13 protein-coding genes are annotated in these 15078 nt (G+C 60.3%); 7 read left to right on the top strand and 6 right to left on the bottom strand.

What is annotated here, in order from left to right; translation table 11 throughout:
• The first annotated feature begins 205 nt into the window (after nt 1-205).
• The 3 genes from D8U61_RS02885 to D8U61_RS02875 all read left to right on the top strand — a co-directional run bounded on the left by D8U61_RS02885 (nt 206) and on the right by D8U61_RS02875 (nt 3651).
• Nucleotides 206-1624: a TIGR00366 family protein gene (locus tag D8U61_RS02885; protein WP_016773194.1), complete on the top strand. Its 1419-nt coding sequence runs from the start codon at nt 206-208 to the stop codon at nt 1622-1624.
• A gap of 157 nt (nt 1625-1781) precedes the next feature.
• Complete coding sequence (locus D8U61_RS02880) at nt 1782-2954, top strand: hypothetical protein (RefSeq protein ID WP_130926389.1); 1173 nt, start codon at nt 1782-1784, stop codon at nt 2952-2954.
• 172 nt (nt 2955-3126) lie between these two features.
• Complete coding sequence (locus D8U61_RS02875) at nt 3127-3651, top strand: lysine methyltransferase (RefSeq protein WP_130926388.1); 525 nt, start codon at nt 3127-3129, stop codon at nt 3649-3651.
• 9 nt (nt 3652-3660) lie between these two features.
• On the opposite strand, the gene can is transcribed toward D8U61_RS02875, so the two are convergent.
• Nucleotides 3661-4305, bottom strand: coding sequence for a carbonate dehydratase (gene can / locus D8U61_RS02870; protein WP_122747852.1), 645 nt, complete (start codon nt 4303-4305; stop codon nt 3661-3663).
• 140 nt (nt 4306-4445) lie between these two features.
• Between can and D8U61_RS02865 the strand changes: the two genes are divergently transcribed.
• The gene (locus tag D8U61_RS02865) at nt 4446-4850 is read left to right on the top strand and encodes a serine kinase/phosphatase (RefSeq protein WP_122611786.1); all 405 of its coding nucleotides are present in this window, start codon (nt 4446-4448) and stop codon (nt 4848-4850) included.
• Between the two features lie 121 nt (nt 4851-4971).
• Here D8U61_RS02865 and rimI read toward each other — a convergent pair whose 3' ends face one another.
• Both rimI and D8U61_RS02855 read right to left on the bottom strand, forming a co-directional pair.
• Nucleotides 4972-5424, bottom strand: coding sequence for a ribosomal protein S18-alanine N-acetyltransferase (rimI, locus tag D8U61_RS02860; RefSeq protein ID WP_024014312.1), 453 nt, complete (start codon nt 5422-5424; stop codon nt 4972-4974).
• Complete coding sequence (locus D8U61_RS02855; protein WP_130926433.1) at nt 5417-6163, bottom strand: energy transducer TonB; 747 nt, start codon at nt 6161-6163, stop codon at nt 5417-5419. The genes rimI and D8U61_RS02855 overlap by 8 nt, the downstream gene beginning before the upstream one ends.
• Before the next feature lie 242 nt (nt 6164-6405).
• Here D8U61_RS02855 and mksB point away from each other — a divergent pair, with 242 nt between their 5' ends.
• The 3 genes from mksB to mksF are packed head-to-tail and all read left to right on the top strand — an operon-like array spanning nt 6406 to nt 11214.
• Nucleotides 6406-7686, top strand: coding sequence for an Mks condensin complex protein MksB (gene mksB / locus D8U61_RS02850; protein WP_160768349.1), 1281 nt, complete (start codon nt 6406-6408; stop codon nt 7684-7686).
• On the top strand, nt 7676-8377 hold the full coding sequence (mksE, locus tag D8U61_RS02845) for an Mks condensin complex protein MksE (RefSeq protein ID WP_016773189.1): 702 nt from the start codon (nt 7676-7678) through the stop codon (nt 8375-8377). Before mksB ends, mksE begins: the two co-directional genes overlap by 11 nt.
• Nucleotides 8374-11214 carry an Mks condensin complex protein MksF gene (gene mksF / locus D8U61_RS02840; RefSeq protein ID WP_041480021.1) on the top strand — a complete coding sequence of 947 codons (2841 nt, stop codon included), beginning with the start codon at nt 8374-8376 and terminating at the stop codon, nt 11212-11214. The genes mksE and mksF overlap by 4 nt, the downstream gene beginning before the upstream one ends.
• A 163-nt stretch (nt 11215-11377) precedes the next feature.
• On the opposite strand, the gene D8U61_RS02835 is transcribed toward mksF, so the two are convergent.
• The 3 genes from D8U61_RS02835 to D8U61_RS02825 are packed head-to-tail and all read right to left on the bottom strand — an operon-like array spanning nt 11378 to nt 14943.
• The gene (locus D8U61_RS02835; RefSeq protein WP_016773187.1) at nt 11378-13681 is read right to left on the bottom strand and encodes an MlaD family protein; all 2304 of its coding nucleotides are present in this window, start codon (nt 13679-13681) and stop codon (nt 11378-11380) included.
• Nucleotides 13674-14297, bottom strand: coding sequence for a paraquat-inducible protein A (locus D8U61_RS02830; protein WP_071173597.1), 624 nt, complete (start codon nt 14295-14297; stop codon nt 13674-13676). Before D8U61_RS02830 ends, D8U61_RS02835 begins: the two co-directional genes overlap by 8 nt.
• Nucleotides 14284-14943 (bottom strand): paraquat-inducible protein A, encoded by a 660-nt coding sequence (locus tag D8U61_RS02825; protein ID WP_101162251.1) that lies wholly within the window; start codon nt 14941-14943, stop codon nt 14284-14286. The genes D8U61_RS02830 and D8U61_RS02825 overlap by 14 nt, the downstream gene beginning before the upstream one ends.
• Nucleotides 14944-15078: the final 135 nt, after the last annotated feature.

Below are 15078 nucleotides of genomic sequence, written 5' to 3'. Positions count from 1 at the left end.
AAAGCGCGGATCGACAACCCGTCAGACCATAGTCTCGGTTTGCGAAAACCTGCTCAACAAAAGGGCGGCGCTTGATTTACTGTTAGCGCCTGTCCAAGGGACCACGCCAACAACGAACAGCTCCCACAGGGGATCTCTGTGGCTGTCGAGCCGGGCGACTGCTCCCACGGATCAAAATAACCATAAAAAATCCGAGGTACTTCCCGTGGCCGTTGATATCGAAGATAGCCGCTCCGCGCGCTTTGCTCTGCGCTGTTCCAGTTTTGCCGAACGCTGGTTTCCCGACTCCTGGGTGTTCGCCGCGTTGGCCGTGATCATCGTTGCGCTGGCCACTCTGGCCATGGGCGCCAAACCCACCGCTGCAGCGATGGCCTTCGGCGACGGTTTCTGGAGCCTGATCCCGTTCACCATGCAGATGGCCTTCGTGGTGATCGGCGGCTATGTCGTCGCCAGCTCTCCGCCCGCAGTCAAACTGATCGACAAACTGGCACGCATCCCGAAGAACGGCCGCTCCGCCGTGGCCTGGGTGGCGTTGATCTCGATGGTCGCATCGCTGCTCAATTGGGGTCTGTCGCTGGTATTCGGCGGGCTGCTGGTACGCGCCCTCGCCCGCCGCACCGATCTGAAAATGGATTACCGCGCGGCCGGTGCTGCGGCATACCTTGGCCTTGGCGCGGTGTGGGCGCTGGGCTTGTCATCGTCGGCCGCACAGTTGCAGGCCAACCCGGGCAGCCTGCCGCCGTCGATCCTGTCGATCACTGGCGTGATCCCGTTCACCGAAACCATTTTCCTCTGGCAGTCCGGGGTCATGCTGCTGGCGCTGATCGTGATTTCGATCATCATCGCCTACGCCACCGCGCCCGGGCCGAATTCGGCACGCGACGCCAAGGCCTGCGGCATCGACCCGGCGTTCAACCTGCCGCCGCTGCAACCGCGCACTCGCCCCGGTGAATGGCTGGAACACAGCCCGTTGCTGATCATTGTGCTGGTGCTGCTGGCGGCGGGCTGGCTGTTCCACGAGTTCTCGACCAAACCGGCGATCACTGCGATTTCCGGCCTGAACACCTACAACTTCCTGTTCATCATGCTCGGCGCGCTGTTGCACTGGCGCCCGCGCAGCTTCCTCGATGCGGTGGCCCGTGCGGTGCCGACCACCACTGGCGTGTTGATCCAGTTTCCGTTGTACGGCTCGATCGCCGCGCTGATGACCACCGTCAAAGGCGCCGACGCGCAAACCCTCGCGCATCACATCTCGACCTTCTTCGTCAGCATCGCCTCCCACGACACCTATGCGCTGCTGATGGGCGTCTATTCGGCGATTCTCGGTTTCTTCATCCCGTCCGGCGGCGGCAAATGGATCATCGAAGCGCCCTACGTGATGCAAGTCGCCAATGACCTGCAATACCACCTCGGCTGGGCAGTGCAGATCTACAACGCCGCCGAAGCCTTGCCGAACCTGATCAACCCGTTCTATATGCTGCCGCTGCTGGGCGTGCTCGGGTTGAAGGCGCGGGATCTGATCGGCTTCTCGTTCGTGCAACTGCTGGTGCACACGCCACTGGTGCTGCTGTTGTTGTGGGCGCTGGGGACGACATTGGCGTATACGCCGCCGGTGATGCCGTAGCAAAAACGAGCCAGGCCTGTGGGAGCGAGCGCTCGCTTGCACAGGTCTGGCGTGGAAATCATGAAATCCACACTCAACCGCTTTTCTGTCAAACACCGCTGATCCACTATGAAGCGCCCCCAAATCGAGGGGAACCCACGCTGAAAAGGATCTGAGCATGTTCAAACTCGCAGGACTTACCCTCGTTGCACTGACGCTAAGCGCCGCCGCTCACGCCGATGTCGACGTGAAACTGGGCAGCACCGAGCGCGTCACCCGGCTCTTCGCCTACCCCAACAATTGCAGCGTGATCTGCTTTCGCAACTGGACGCTGGAGCAGACCGTTGCTCACTATCTGAGTCAGAGCGTCCAGCGCGACGGTTACGCCGATGCCAAGGTGCTGGTGAAGACCGACAACGATCAGCTCTACGCCGAGATCACCGGTGTGCCGGACGGCTATGACAAGCCGCTGTCAGCGTTGCTCGACGCCGGCGATCTGGCTTATGCCGGCGCCAGCAAGCTCAATGCCGATGGCAAATGGGCCTATAGCTGGTATCTGTTCCTGCCGTTGGGCATGGCCCTGGAGAATCGCAAGAGCGTCGAGTTGCTGCACTTCCCGCCTGACTACTCGCTGACCCAGGCGCAGGACTACCTGCGCTCGAACACCACCGATCGCTGGGCGACGTTGCTGACCGATAACGGCATCCCTGCCGGGCAGACGCCGGCCTATCAGACCATCATCGACATCGCGCCGATTGCCGCGCCGTCCAATGCCGGCGGGGATCTGGAGGACGTCTACGACTACTTCAAGGATTACCAGACCACGCTGGTCAAGCAGTTCAGCCAGACCGCCAGCGGCACGACGTTGCCGATGGTTGCGTTCGGGGCGCCGGTGCGCAACTGGATCAAGGAACAATATGGGCCGACGGTGGGCGTATTGGGGCTGGCAAGCATCAGTCCGGCCGAAGGGGTGAATGTGCCAGTGCTCGGTTCCAACCATCCGAGCTATATCTGGTACGCCGCCGATCCGAAGAGCTATACCGGCGACGATGCCCAGGCCAAGGCTGACGCGGCGGGCCTGAAAGTCATGGGCCAGGATTTGAGCGCGGCTTGCTGGCAGGCCGGGATGGGCAGCAAACCGGGCAGCGATGCGCAGGCCACACTGAACAGTTGCACGCAAACATGGCAGGTGACGCAAAAGGTCAAAACCTGCGAGTTGTTCTACACCTCGATCCGCAACCTCAGCGCTGAACAAGCGGCTGCCAAGTGCGCCACGCGACCGGTCAAGACACAACTGCAGCAGCTGAAAGCGCCACTGCCTGCGGCCGCCGTGCCCGCACCCGCTCTGTAGTCGCTGCCGGAGCCCCGTGTCAGCCAATGCTGACGCGGGCCAACGGTGATCGCGCCTGTCAGGTTTGACAGTAGACCGGTACCTTCAATTGCGCGACGCTTGGATCCAATCATGCTTCGCCTGGCGAGGCATGGGCACAACCCGGAGGCAACACTCAACAACAAGGATCGTTATGAACAATCAAGCCATGGGCCGGCACCTGCCGCGCGACACAGAAGGCATCTATCCGTTCGCCGGACTTCCGGTGCGGCTGGGTTTTCCATCCTGCGACGACTTCCAGATCATCCACGACGAACGTGGCATGGCCACGGCGGTGGTCGCGCGTCGCGAATTTCTGCGTATCAGCCGAATGTGCCGGGTTTCGGGGCAATTGCTGCCCTATCGCTGTCGACAGACACGCCAGTTGCAAACCGGCATCCACGTTTACGATCCGCGCTTTTGCGGGGTGCTGGAACACGCCTGCGACCCGAATGTATTTCTCGACATGAGTGAGTTGTGGCTGTGGGCCTTGAAAGATATCCACAGCGGCGAACATCTGAGCATCGATTACGCATCGACCGAAGACAAACTGCTACGCCAGTTCGCCTGCGATTGCGGTTCGTCGCGCTGCCGTGGCTGGATCACCGGTCACGACGAACCACCCACGCCTGAAGGCCAGCGCTTTTTACAGCGCTGGCGGCATCCAGGCCGAAGCTGAAAGCTGCGGTTACGGCGCGCCGACCGGACGCAAACGGTATTGCGGCGGCAACTGTTCGAAACCACTGATGGTGGTATTGAGACTTTTCCAGCGGCCATCCTTGATCCCGTAGATGCAGCCATGGATCGACAGCGGCTGCCCGCGATGCCAGGCGTTCTGGATGATGCTGGTGTGCGCGACGTTGGCCACTTGCTGGATCACGTTGAGTTCGCACATGCGATCGACCTGCTCTTCTTCGGTCGCCAGCTTCGCCAGCTCTTCGCGCTTTTCGTAGTACAGATCGCGGATCGAGCGCAGCCAGCCGTCGATCAGGCCGAACTGGCGATCCTGCATCGCCGCGCGCACACCGCCGCAGCCGTAGTGGCCGGTGACGAGGATGTGTTTGACCTTGAGCACATCAACCGCGTACTGGATCACGGACAGGCAGTTGAGGTCGGTGTGCAGCACGACGTTGGCCACGTTGCGGTGCACGAACAGATCGCCCGGCAGCATGCCGACGATTTCATTGGCCGGTACGCGTGCGTCGGAGCAGCCGATCCATAGATATTCCGGAGTCTGCTGGCGCGCCAGTTTGGCGAAGAAATCCGGGTCTTCCTTGGTGATCGCGTCAGCCCAACGCTCGTTGTTATCAATCAGGTCTTGTAGATCGTGCATGGATAAGGCCTCAAGAAAGATGCGCAGATTTGATAGACGACCACCCGTCGAAGTCACGCCGCCAGCGCAAAGTGTTTTCGTTGGAATTCTCGCGCGCCCGGTGAGTCCACTCAGTAAGGCCCACACTATGAGGAATTGCCATGACTGATTCACGACGCCCTTATGATGCGGTGCAACCGGAACCCATCGATGATAACGAAGACCGCATGGGCTCGGTGCACGAGCTGGATTTCGACGATGAAGAGCCCAGCGCGAAGATCGGCGATGAGCTGCCCGAGCGTGAACGTGAACAATTGATGCCTGCTGAGCGAGTGCGTGAGGCGGGTATGACCGGGGCCTCGGTGGACGATCACCAGCCGACTGACGATGACCTGAGCCCGGAAACGTTGATTCGCGAGGATGGTGCGCGCGATGCCGAGGAAGTCGGTGAAGGTAATCAGGCGGATTGGGATCTGAGCGTGGTCGATGAAAATGACATCGGCGGCGGTGACGGGCTGGATGAAGCAGAACTGGCGGATCTGGATCCGCTGGATGGCAAGCGCTGATCCGCTGACTTGAAATTTGCCCCCTGTAGGAGCTGCCGAAGGCTGCGATCTTTTGATTTTGCTTTGGATCTTACAAAAACAGGATCAAAAGATCGCAGCCTTCGGCAGCTCCTGCATGGCCTCAGTCAACCAGGGTACAGACCATCACCACCGCATCCTCACGCCCACCCACCGCCGGATAATAATCGCGACGCCGGCCGATCTCGTTGAAGCCATACCGCTCATACAACCTGAACGCAGCAGTATTGCTGTCGCGCACTTCGAGAAAGCATTCCCGAGCCTCGGCCGCATACGCCCGCGACATCAAATGCTCAAGCAACGTCAGCCCCAACCCGCGCCCCTGATTTTCCGGCTTGACGGTGATATTGAGCAGGTGCGCCTCATCAAGAATGATCTGCACCACACCGTGGCCCACCTGCTGCTGCCCTTCGAACATCAGCCAGATCTGGTATTTGCCCAGGCCATCGAGAAAGATGCCCCGGGTCCACGGATGGCTGTACGCGGCGTATTCGATCTTCAACACAGCGTCCAGATCCGCCTCGGTCATCGGGCGAAAGGTTACAGCCTCACTCATCGGATTGTTTCCAGCGCGCCATCAGCCGACGCATGGCTTGCCACACAGCGGCCTTGCGCTGTGGCTCTTCCATTAACAGTTCCAGACCGGGAATCGCCCAGGCCAGGCCCAGACCTTCGATCTGCAATTCACTATTGAACGCTTCGGCGTCCGCTTCCCCGGCAAATTTCACCGCCGGCAGGCCGATCAGCCACAGACAGGCGCAAGGAGCCGCTTCCATCTGCACCGAGAGAAAACCCTGCACGAAGTCGCGCGCCGCTTCCGGGCCTTGATCCAGCGTGCCGCGATTGAGCCACGGCCAGCGCACAGGTTCGCCGACGATTTGCGGCGCATCCGGCAGACCGGCGGCGCGCAGCATGTCCTTGAGCAGTAGGTAGGCCGGATCGCGACTCTGAAACGCTTCGCCTGTGGGTAACTCGACCAGCAGCAGGCAGCGCCCGGCGCGCAGCAGTTGCAGGGCGAAACGCGGTGGCGGCACTGGCGCTGGCTTGACCACCACCGGCGTGTCGTCGACTTCTTCCACCGGTTTCGCGCCGTTGCGGGTACTGGCCAGCGACGGACGCGGCACCTCGATTTTCGGCCGCTCGACCTGACGCGCGGCAGGCTGCGCCGGTGCTTCGGCCTGAGGCGCCGGAGCAACCGGCACCTCAAGCTCAGGCTCGGGCATCTCCAGCAGCTCGGGCCGCGACGGTGCGGCGAAAGGCAGTTCGGTGCGCGGCAGCCAGTTGACCACCTGCATGGCGTTCAAATAGGCGCGGCGGCGGGACTCGATAAGCAAAGGTCGGCCACTTGTGGATAACGGAAAGTGCGCTGATTCTACCGCCCTTCGCACAAGATCGCTCGCTGTTGATCGATACCCCGCGCTGCGCTGCGCCGCTGCCCTTTGGGCAAAGAATGCGACAGCCCGTCCCGAGAGTGAATCGCCGCGCCTGTGATGCAGTACAATCGCCGCTTTTAATCGCCAACCAGCCGGCCATTCCGATGATCGAACCCAAGCGCGTCTTGCGCGCCCTCGCTGAACACTGGGCACTTCTGGAGCCACTGTGCGAGCACTTCGACCAAGGCACCCTGAGCCTCAACGAACTGCGCACGCAACTGGCCGCCCAACAACTCGACAGCACGCCGCAGGACATCACCAGCCTGCTCGACGTGTGGATTCGCCTCGATATTCTGGTTCCGGTGGCGAAAAGCCCGAACCGTTTCGAGCTCAACGCGCAGATCCACGACTTCCTCGCCTACCTGCGCCGCGAACACCGCCTCGGTCTGTGCCTGGAAATCGAAGCCTACTTGCGTCACCTGGAGCGTCTGGCCGGTTACATCCAGGACGCATTCGACGTTCGCGACGGCAATGATCTGGCGCGCCAGCTGCGCTTGCTCGACATGCGCGTGCGCGACGTACTGAAGAAACTCGACAACGATGAACAGGCCCTGGTGGCAGTCGCCGAACGGGCGAAGACCAGCGACCGGCAGATTCCGCTGCGTCAGCGTTACGCCGAAGTGCTGGCGACGTGGGACGAATACGTCGAGCCGATGATTGATCTGGTCAACGCCGACGGCGCCTTCGAACAAGGCGTGCGCAAGGTCGAAACGGTGCTGCTGAAGATGCTCAGCGAACAGCAGCGTCTCGGCCATCTGGTCGATGACGACATGCTCCTGCGCACCCACGCGCGCATCCTCGAAATGCAGACCAGCGCGCAACTGACCCTGCGCCATGCCCGCGAACTGCTGCTGCCGTTGCGTGAAGAAGCGCGTCGGCATAACGCCGTGACCCGTGGCGCCGCACTGGCGCTGGCGGCGATCCGGCGTAAAGGCATCGACGCCGTGCCGCAAGCGGCGATGCCGCTGTTCACCCGCCCACAGAGCACTTTCCTGGGCAGCGCCAGTCAGGTCGAAGCCTACGTTTATGCGCTGGCGCGTTTCGAGCCGAAACCGGCGCGCTTCCCCAAGGCGCACAAAACCCAAAAGGCTGGCGACGCGCCACGTGCACCGCGCACCGTGCGCGAGATGGTCGATCGGTGCGAAGAGTCCCTGCCGATGCCGGACCTGATGACCTGGCTGCTGGAGCAGGAACCGGATGGCGCCACCGACGAATTGCTTTACTGGTTCTCGCGCCTGTCGCGGGAAAAACGCTTCAAGCGCGAGCGTCTGGAACGCCGCGAATACCACACTCACGAGCATCAGGTCAGCCTGCGCTCCTTCGCCCTGCTCTCGGCCAGCGACACCGCCGCCGAGGATTCTGCGAGCATCCCAAATGCATCTTGATCTTTCCGAACTGTCGCAACTGGCGCCGATCTTCCGCGAGTTGTTCAAGGGTTACCACGTCAGCCGCCGTGATCCTGAGCTGTACGCACAACTGTCGAATTTCCAGGACCAGTACCGCACGCTGTTCAAGGCGCTGGGCTTTGAACTGGTCTGCGACACCCGTGGTTTCTACTATTTCGTGCCGGACATGGCCGCCGCAGCGGTGAACAAGACCGCCCAGCGTCTGGCGCTGTTCACCTTCATCCTCGTCGAGCACCTGGCCGATCAGGGCCGCGATCCGATTGCCGTGCTCGATGGCGGCAGCCTCGGCCGCGAAGAATTGCCGTCGCTGCTGGATAAATACCGCGACCTGTTCATTCAGGCCGAAGTGCAGACCGTCGAAGAGCTCGAAGAAAAAATCATGCGCCGCATGACTCAGCTCGGTTTCGCCGGCGAAGAAAACGGTGTCTACCGCTTCCTGCCGCCGATGCACCGTTTCCTCGACGTGTGCCTGTCGGTACAACAGGACCGCGACCTGGCAGCCAGCGTCCACAGCGTTCTGCCGCTGCCGGCGCCGGTGCTGATCGACGAAGAAGCCGAAGCGAAATTCCTCGAAACCGACGATCCGCTCGATCTTTCCGAATTTGAAGAAGAAAGCGAAGAAGACGCACTGGCCCGCGCCATTGCCGAAGAACAGGAGTCCGATGCATGAGCCAGGAACGCTACGGCATCCGCCGCTTTGCCCTTTTGAACACCGCCGGTTACAGCCTCGGTCTGTTCCCGCTGGAAGAACCGTTGTCGGTTTACGGCGCGAACAACCTCGGTAAATCAGCGTCGATCAACGCCTTGCAGTTCCCGATTCTGGCGCGCATGTCGGACATGAGTTTCGGCAAGTACAGCCTGGAACAATCGCGGCGCTTCTACTTCGCCTCCGACACCAGTTACATCCTCGTCGAAGTCAACCTGCCCCACGGCCCGCACGTGATCGGCGTGGTCGGTCGCGGCCCGGGTGGCGGTTTCGGTCACCAGTTCTTCGCCTATGCCGGCAAGCTCGATCTGGCCCATTACCAGAAAAACGACACCTGCCTGCGCCAGAAAGAGCTGTTCAGCAATCTTGAAAAAGAAGGCTTGAAGGCTTACGAACTCAAGCCGGATGAACTGCGCCGCTTGCTGGTTGGCGGCCACACTTCGATCCCGCTCGACCTGACGCTGATCCCGCTGCGCTCCACCAGCGAGCAGAGCCTGAAGACCTTCCGCGCGCTGTTCATCAACCTGCTGCACATGCGTGAAATCACCGCGGCCAAGCTCAAGCAACTGTTCCTCGATGCCTTCGAACACAGCCTGCGTTCGGGCAGCGTCGATTACATCGCTGCGTGCGAAGAAGCCTTCCGCGACGTGCGGCGCATGGAGCAGGACTACAACTCGCTGGTCGCCGCCGGCCCGTTGGTTGAAGCGCTGGCCAACGGCGTGAAACAGCGCGATGTGCTGCGCGGCAAACTGCATCGCCTGTCGCCGCTGCTCGATTCCTTGCTCGGCACCTGGTCGGACTACGCCACGGCGCGCAAGGAAGAGCTGACCATCCAAGCTGAGCACTACCGCCGCGAGCAGGACGATTTGCAAAATGATCAGCGCGGCGGCACTCAGGAACTGATGCGTCTGGAGCGGGAAATTTCCGGCATTCAGCGCTGGCTCGGTGAGCTGTCGGTGCTGAAGAACCGCTTCGCCCTGGTCGATGACGTCAAAGTGCTCGAGCAACAATTGCTCGCCGCCAAGGATGCTCACGATGAACTGGCAGGTGCCCTGGCGCAGTCGCGTCAGTTCAGCGCCGAAGATCTCGAAGAGCGTCTGCGCGATCTGGAAAAACGCCTGAAGTCGGTGAAGCAGCAACTCGATCACGCTGATAACAACAGCTACGCCCGTCTGCGCGAAGAGTTCTCGCAACAGGACGTCGAACGCCTGATGCGCCTGTTCAACAGCGCGCTGTTCAGCCTGCCGCTGGGTGAACATGGCATCACCCTCGACGAGAACGGCGAGTGGGTCAAATCGGTCGAGCTGATTCTTGACGGCTTCAAGGGCGAGCGCTTCGAAGTGCCGGGCCTGTCCATCGACATCTCGCACATCGAGCCGCCGGCCCTGCAAGCGCTGGCCGACCGCGCCGCGTTGCGCGATCAGAAGGAGCGTCTGGAAAAAGAGCTCAAGCAACTGAAAACCCAGCAAGCCGTGGCCGCCGACCGCGCCGCGAGCAAGACCCAGACCGAGGCGCTCTATCAGCAGGTGCTGGACGCGCAGAAGGCGCTGGAAGATTTCCGTCGCACCCAGACCCTGAGCGCCGAAGAAAGCGACAAACTCGAACAACTGGCGCAGATGGAAGCTGCGCAGGACGAACTCAAGCGCTCCAGCGATGCCTTCACCGAGCGCGTCCAGCAACTGTCGGCCAAGCTGCAACTGGTCGGCCGGCAGATCGCCGACATGGAAGCCAAGCAACGCACCCTCGACGATGCCCTGCGTCGTCGTCAGTTGCTGCCAGCGGATCTGCCGTTCGGTACGCCGTTCATGGATCCGGTCGATGATTCGATGGACAACCTGCTGCCCCTGCTCAACGACTATCAGGACAGCTGGCAGGGTCTGCTGCGTGCCGATGGGCAGATCGAGGCGCTGTATGCGCAAGTCCGTCTCAAAGGCGTGGCCAAGTTCGACAGCGAAGACGACATGGAGCGGCGTCTGTCGCTGCTGATCAACGCTTACGCACACCGCACCGATGAAGCGCTGACCTTGGGCAAGGCGCGGCGCGCGGCGGTCACCGACATCGCCCGCACCCTGCGCAACATCCGCAGCGATTACGACAGCCTCGAGCATCAACTGGCGCTGTTCAACCGCGAGATCAACAAGCGTCAGGTTTCCAACCTGCAGAGCTTCCGCATCGTCCTCGCGCCGAACAAGGAAGCGCTCAAGCACATCGACCAGATCATCCACAGCGCCGGCCAGTATGAGGAAGGCGAAACACTGTCGGTGTTCGACCTCAGCCAGAGCGCCGAGCAGGACAACAAGAACGAAGAGGCCAAGGAATACCTCGCGCGGCTGGTGGCAGCGAACCACAACCAGCTCGGCCTCAAGGACTTGTTTGAACTGGCCTTCGAGATCACCAAGGTCAACGGCCAACCGGTGATCCACACCGATATCGACGGCGCGGCGTCCAACGGTACGACCATGACCATCAAGGCGCTGACCAACATGTACTTGTTGCTGCACTTGATGGATCGCGATCTGGCCGGTCGCGTGCGTTTGCCGTACTACCTCGACGAGGCGGCGGACATCGACGAGAAGAACCAGGCGGCGTTGCTGGAAACCAGTCTGCAACTGGGCTTCGTGCCGATTCTGGCGAGTGTGAAGCCGCAAGTCTGCGCCAGTGTCGCGATCGACCTGGAAGGCGGCAGCGGCCCGGCAGGCATCTACATCGATGAAGCGGACTGGAAGTACATCCGCCGGCATGATGTGGTCAAGGCCACGCTGAATGTGCAGGCCGATGAGCCGGAGCTGGATGCGGTTTGATCGGCTTTAGCTGAAGGCAAAAAAAGGGCCGCGATCTGATGGGATCGCGGCCCTTTTTTATGGTCTGGATTTTGTGTTGATATGGCTGGCCCCTTCGCGAGAAGGCTCGCCCCCACGATTGGAATGCGTTCCCCTGCTCGCGAAGGCGTCTCAACAGACGCTGCTATTTACCAAGCTGAATCTTCGGCGCCCACGTCAGCCATTCATCCTCGAACTTGTCGAACAACGGGAACGTCTGCTCGGCCCGCGCCGGATTGCCCATGCGCTCGCCATCCGGTGTGGCGAAGGCAATCCCGCCCTGAATCAGTGTCTCCAGCGACTCGGTGCGCACCGTCACGCCTTTGAACAACCCATAATCGAAGCCCACGCCGCTGGTGTTCCAGAAGCGGCTGCCGCTACGCACCAGTGGCGCATACTTCGGCTCGATCAGGATGTGCACCAATACACGGTCAGCGGTCTGGCCCAATTCATAACCGGTCACCTTTCCGACGGTGATCTCACGGTAGGTCACTGGTACGCCAGGCTTAAGCGAACCACGACGTGCGGCGCTCAACACCAGACTCAAACCGGCTTCCTGTTTGGTGACTTCCGGCGCCTCGGCCAAGGCAACAAAGTTCTTCTGCGGGCCGAGATTCTTCGCCGCCGGCTGGACTTCGATGTATTTACCGGTGACCAGCGTTTCCAGATTCTGCGTCTTGATCAGGCCCAGCTCCGGCTTGACCACCCAGAACTGACTGCCGACCCGAGCAATCTTCTCCGGCACTTCAGTGATGCGAGCGGTGAGGATTACCGACTGCATGTCATCGGTCAGATCGACGCTTTCAATCTTGCCGACATCCAGCCCCTTGAAACGCACCGGCGTACCGCTGCTCAAGCCGTCAGCGCGATCAACCTTGATCGTCACTACCGCGCCTTTCTTGTTCGCCTCATCGTGGTCGGCGAACAGACGGAAGCGCGGGATGCGTTTCTTCAATGGCGCATTGGCTTGCGGCGTTTCGAACGCGATACCGCCGGCCATCAGAGTTTGCAAAGATTCACTCTTGACCTGAATGCCGCCGGTCAAGCCACCCGTGAGGGTAATGCCGCTGACATTCCAGAAACGCGTCGAGGCGTTGACCAGGTTTTCGTATTCCTTCTCGATGTGCACGCCGATGACCAGCTGCTTCTTGGTTCGGGAGAACTGGTAGCTCTGCACCGAACCGACCTTGACCTGCTTGTACAGAATCGGACTGCCGACATCGATCGAACCCAGCGAATCGGTAAACAACACCAGATGCAGGCCCGGCGAACGCAGATCCAGCGGCGGAGCTTTCGGTCGCGCTTCGAACTCGCGTTTCGGCGCAGCGCCTTTGTCGCCCGGACGCACGGCGATGTAGTTACCTTTCACCAGCGCTTCCAGGCCGGTAATACCCGCCAGAGAAATCGACGGCTTGACCACCCAGAACTGCGTGCCCTCAACCAGATAGTCTTCGGCCAACGGATCAAGGGTCAGCTCGGCTGTTGCACTGTTCAGGTCCGGATCGACTTTGAGCGCTTTCAGGTTGCCGACCTGAATGCCTTTGTACATCACCGGTGTGCGACCCGCCTGCAGGCCCTCGAAATCACTAAGTTTGACCTTCACGCGAATTCCGGCAGCGGCGGCGTCGAAGTCTTCATAGAGACGAAATGGCAGGCTCGGATCGGTCGCTGGGCTGTCCTTGCGATTCTCCGGCGTGGCGAAGGCGATACCACCGGCGACGATGCTGGCCAGGGATTCGCTGCGCACTTTCACGCCGGACAGGTTAGCGTCGATGCTGATGCCGCTGGCGTTCCAGAAACGAGTATGTTTGCGCACCAGTTTGGCGTAGGTCGGCTCAATGAACACCTTCAGTTCAACGGTGCTTTGATCCTCGGAAAGCACATAGCTTTTGACCTGACCGACCTTGATTTGCTTGTAGAACACCGGGCTGCCGCGATTCAACGAACCGAGGCGATCAGCCTTGATGGTCAGGTGCAGTCCGGGCTTGGCGTCGGACAGCGGCGGCTCTTCGGCCAATGCCTTGAACTTGCGCACGGGCTCGCCTTCACCGGGACTGATCGCAACATAGTTACCCGAGACCAGCGTTTCCAGACCAGTAATACCGGCCAGGGTCACGCTCGGTTTGACCAGCCAGAACCGCGTGCTGGTCTTCAGGTATTGCTCGACGTCCTTGTTCATTTCGATAGTGGCGATCACTCCTTTGGAGTTGCCTTCATCGTCGAGCTTGAGCGTCTTGACCTTGCCGACCGGCATGCCTTTATAGACCACTTCGGTCTTGTTGGCCTGGATGCCTTCGCCGCTTTCGAAGCGCACCTGAATTTCGATACCGGTCTCGGAATAAGCACGCCAGCCGAGCCAGCCGCCGATGATCAAAGCGATCAGAGGCAGCACCCAAATGGCCGACCAGTTCGAAGCCGGTCGGGTTTTCGCTACAGGCAAATCAGTCATGGTCGTCGTCCGACTCCGTGTTATCCCAAATCAGTCGGGGATCGAAAGTTACTGCGGCGAGCATCGTCAGAATCACCACAGAGGCAAAGGCGACGGCGCCCAAATTGGCTTCGACACTGGCTATACGGCCGAAGTTAACGACCGCCACGAGAATGGCGATCACAAAAATATCGAGCATCGACCAGCGGCCGATGAACTCGATGAAACGGTACATCCAGATACGCTGACGGGCCGACAATGGCTGCCGACGCTGCACTGAAAACAGCAACAACGCGATGCCGACCAGTTTGAACGTGGGCACCAGAATACTGGCGATGAACACCACGCTCGCGATTGGAATCATGCCGTGCTGCACCAGTTCAATCACGCCGGACATGATGGTGCTCGGTTCACCCTGGCCCAGGGAGCTGACCGTCATGATCGGCAAGACGTTGGCCGGAATATAGATAATGGCTGCCGTGATCAACAGCGCCCAGGTGCGGGTCAGGCTGTTGGGGCGGCGAGCGTGAACCTGCGCGCCGCAGCGGGTACAGCTTTGCTCATCGACGTCAGCTTCCTGCTTGTTCAGTTCGTGGCATTCGGTGCACACCAGAATGCCCGCATCAATCGCCCGCATGGGCATCCTCTCCTGATAATGCCTGCCAGATCTGATGCGGTGACATCACCACCTCTAGCCAGACTTGTACCAACAACAAGCCAATGAAACATGCCAGCCCGAGGCCGACGGTGATTGCTGCCATGTCCGCCAGCTTCACGATCGCGACGAGCACGCCCATGAGGTAGACCTCGAGCATGCCCCAGTCTCGGAGGTGGTGGTAAATACGATAGAGCAGCAAACCGTAGCTTCGGCCGACATCGAAACGAATCGTCAGTAACACAAATAGCTGGCACAGCAACTTGAGCAACGGTATCGCCATACTGCAGAGGAAGACGACAATCGACACTCCTTGCATGTCGGTATTGAACAGACCGACCACGCCACTCCAGACAGTATCCTGCGAAGATTGCCCGAGGATATTGAGTTGCATGATGGGTAAAAAGTTTGCCGGTACGTAAAGTAATAACGCGGCGATTACCAGGGCGAGGCTGCGCTGCACCACGTTATGGCGGTGGGCGTACAGTTCATAACCGCAGCGCGGGCAGAGCGCTTTCTCACCATGGGCAAGTGTCGGCTTGCGCATCAGCAAGTCGCACTCATGGCAGGCTATCAAGTCTTCCAGCGGTAAATCTGACAGCCCGGGGGTGTCAACCGATTCTGACATACAGGCTCTGACTCCGATAAAGATGGGGCTATTCTAGTGTTCTGATTCGAAAATAACTGTGCAATTTTGTTCGCCATAGCGCTGAAAACTTTCTCGCAGGCAAAACAAAACCCCAACTGCTTTCGCAATTGGGGT

Origin of the sequence: Pseudomonas sp. Sample_14 (assembly GCF_004307515.1) — a bacterium.
In the GTDB taxonomy this organism is placed as follows: Bacteria; Pseudomonadota; Gammaproteobacteria; order Pseudomonadales; family Pseudomonadaceae; genus Aquipseudomonas; species Aquipseudomonas atacamensis.
This window is presented reverse-complemented; position numbering and strand designations above follow the sequence as displayed.

Bases quoted from the DNA above. Each gene is read 5' to 3' on its own strand.
- D8U61_RS02855 (WP_130926433.1), bottom strand. From the start codon at position 6,163: ATGCAGGTGGTCAACTGGCTGCCGCGCACCGAACTGCCTTTCGCCGCA.
- mksE (WP_016773189.1), top strand. From the start codon at position 7,676: ATGCATCTTGATCTTTCCGAACTGTCGCAACTGGCGCCGATCTTCCGC.
- mksF (WP_041480021.1), top strand. From the start codon at position 8,374: ATGAGCCAGGAACGCTACGGCATCCGCCGCTTTGCCCTTTTGAACACC.
- D8U61_RS02865 (WP_122611786.1), top strand. From the start codon at position 4,446: ATGACTGATTCACGACGCCCTTATGATGCGGTGCAACCGGAACCCATC.
- rimI (WP_024014312.1), bottom strand. From the start codon at position 5,424: ATGAGTGAGGCTGTAACCTTTCGCCCGATGACCGAGGCGGATCTGGAC.
- D8U61_RS02880 (WP_130926389.1), top strand. From the start codon at position 1,782: ATGTTCAAACTCGCAGGACTTACCCTCGTTGCACTGACGCTAAGCGCC.
- mksB (WP_160768349.1), top strand. From the start codon at position 6,406: ATGATCGAACCCAAGCGCGTCTTGCGCGCCCTCGCTGAACACTGGGCA.
- D8U61_RS02830 (WP_071173597.1), bottom strand. From the start codon at position 14,297: ATGCGGGCGATTGATGCGGGCATTCTGGTGTGCACCGAATGCCACGAA.
- D8U61_RS02875 (WP_130926388.1), top strand. From the start codon at position 3,127: ATGAACAATCAAGCCATGGGCCGGCACCTGCCGCGCGACACAGAAGGC.
- D8U61_RS02825 (WP_101162251.1), bottom strand. From the start codon at position 14,943: ATGTCAGAATCGGTTGACACCCCCGGGCTGTCAGATTTACCGCTGGAA.
- can (WP_122747852.1), bottom strand. From the start codon at position 4,305: ATGCACGATCTACAAGACCTGATTGATAACAACGAGCGTTGGGCTGAC.
- D8U61_RS02835 (WP_016773187.1), bottom strand. From the start codon at position 13,681: ATGACTGATTTGCCTGTAGCGAAAACCCGACCGGCTTCGAACTGGTCG.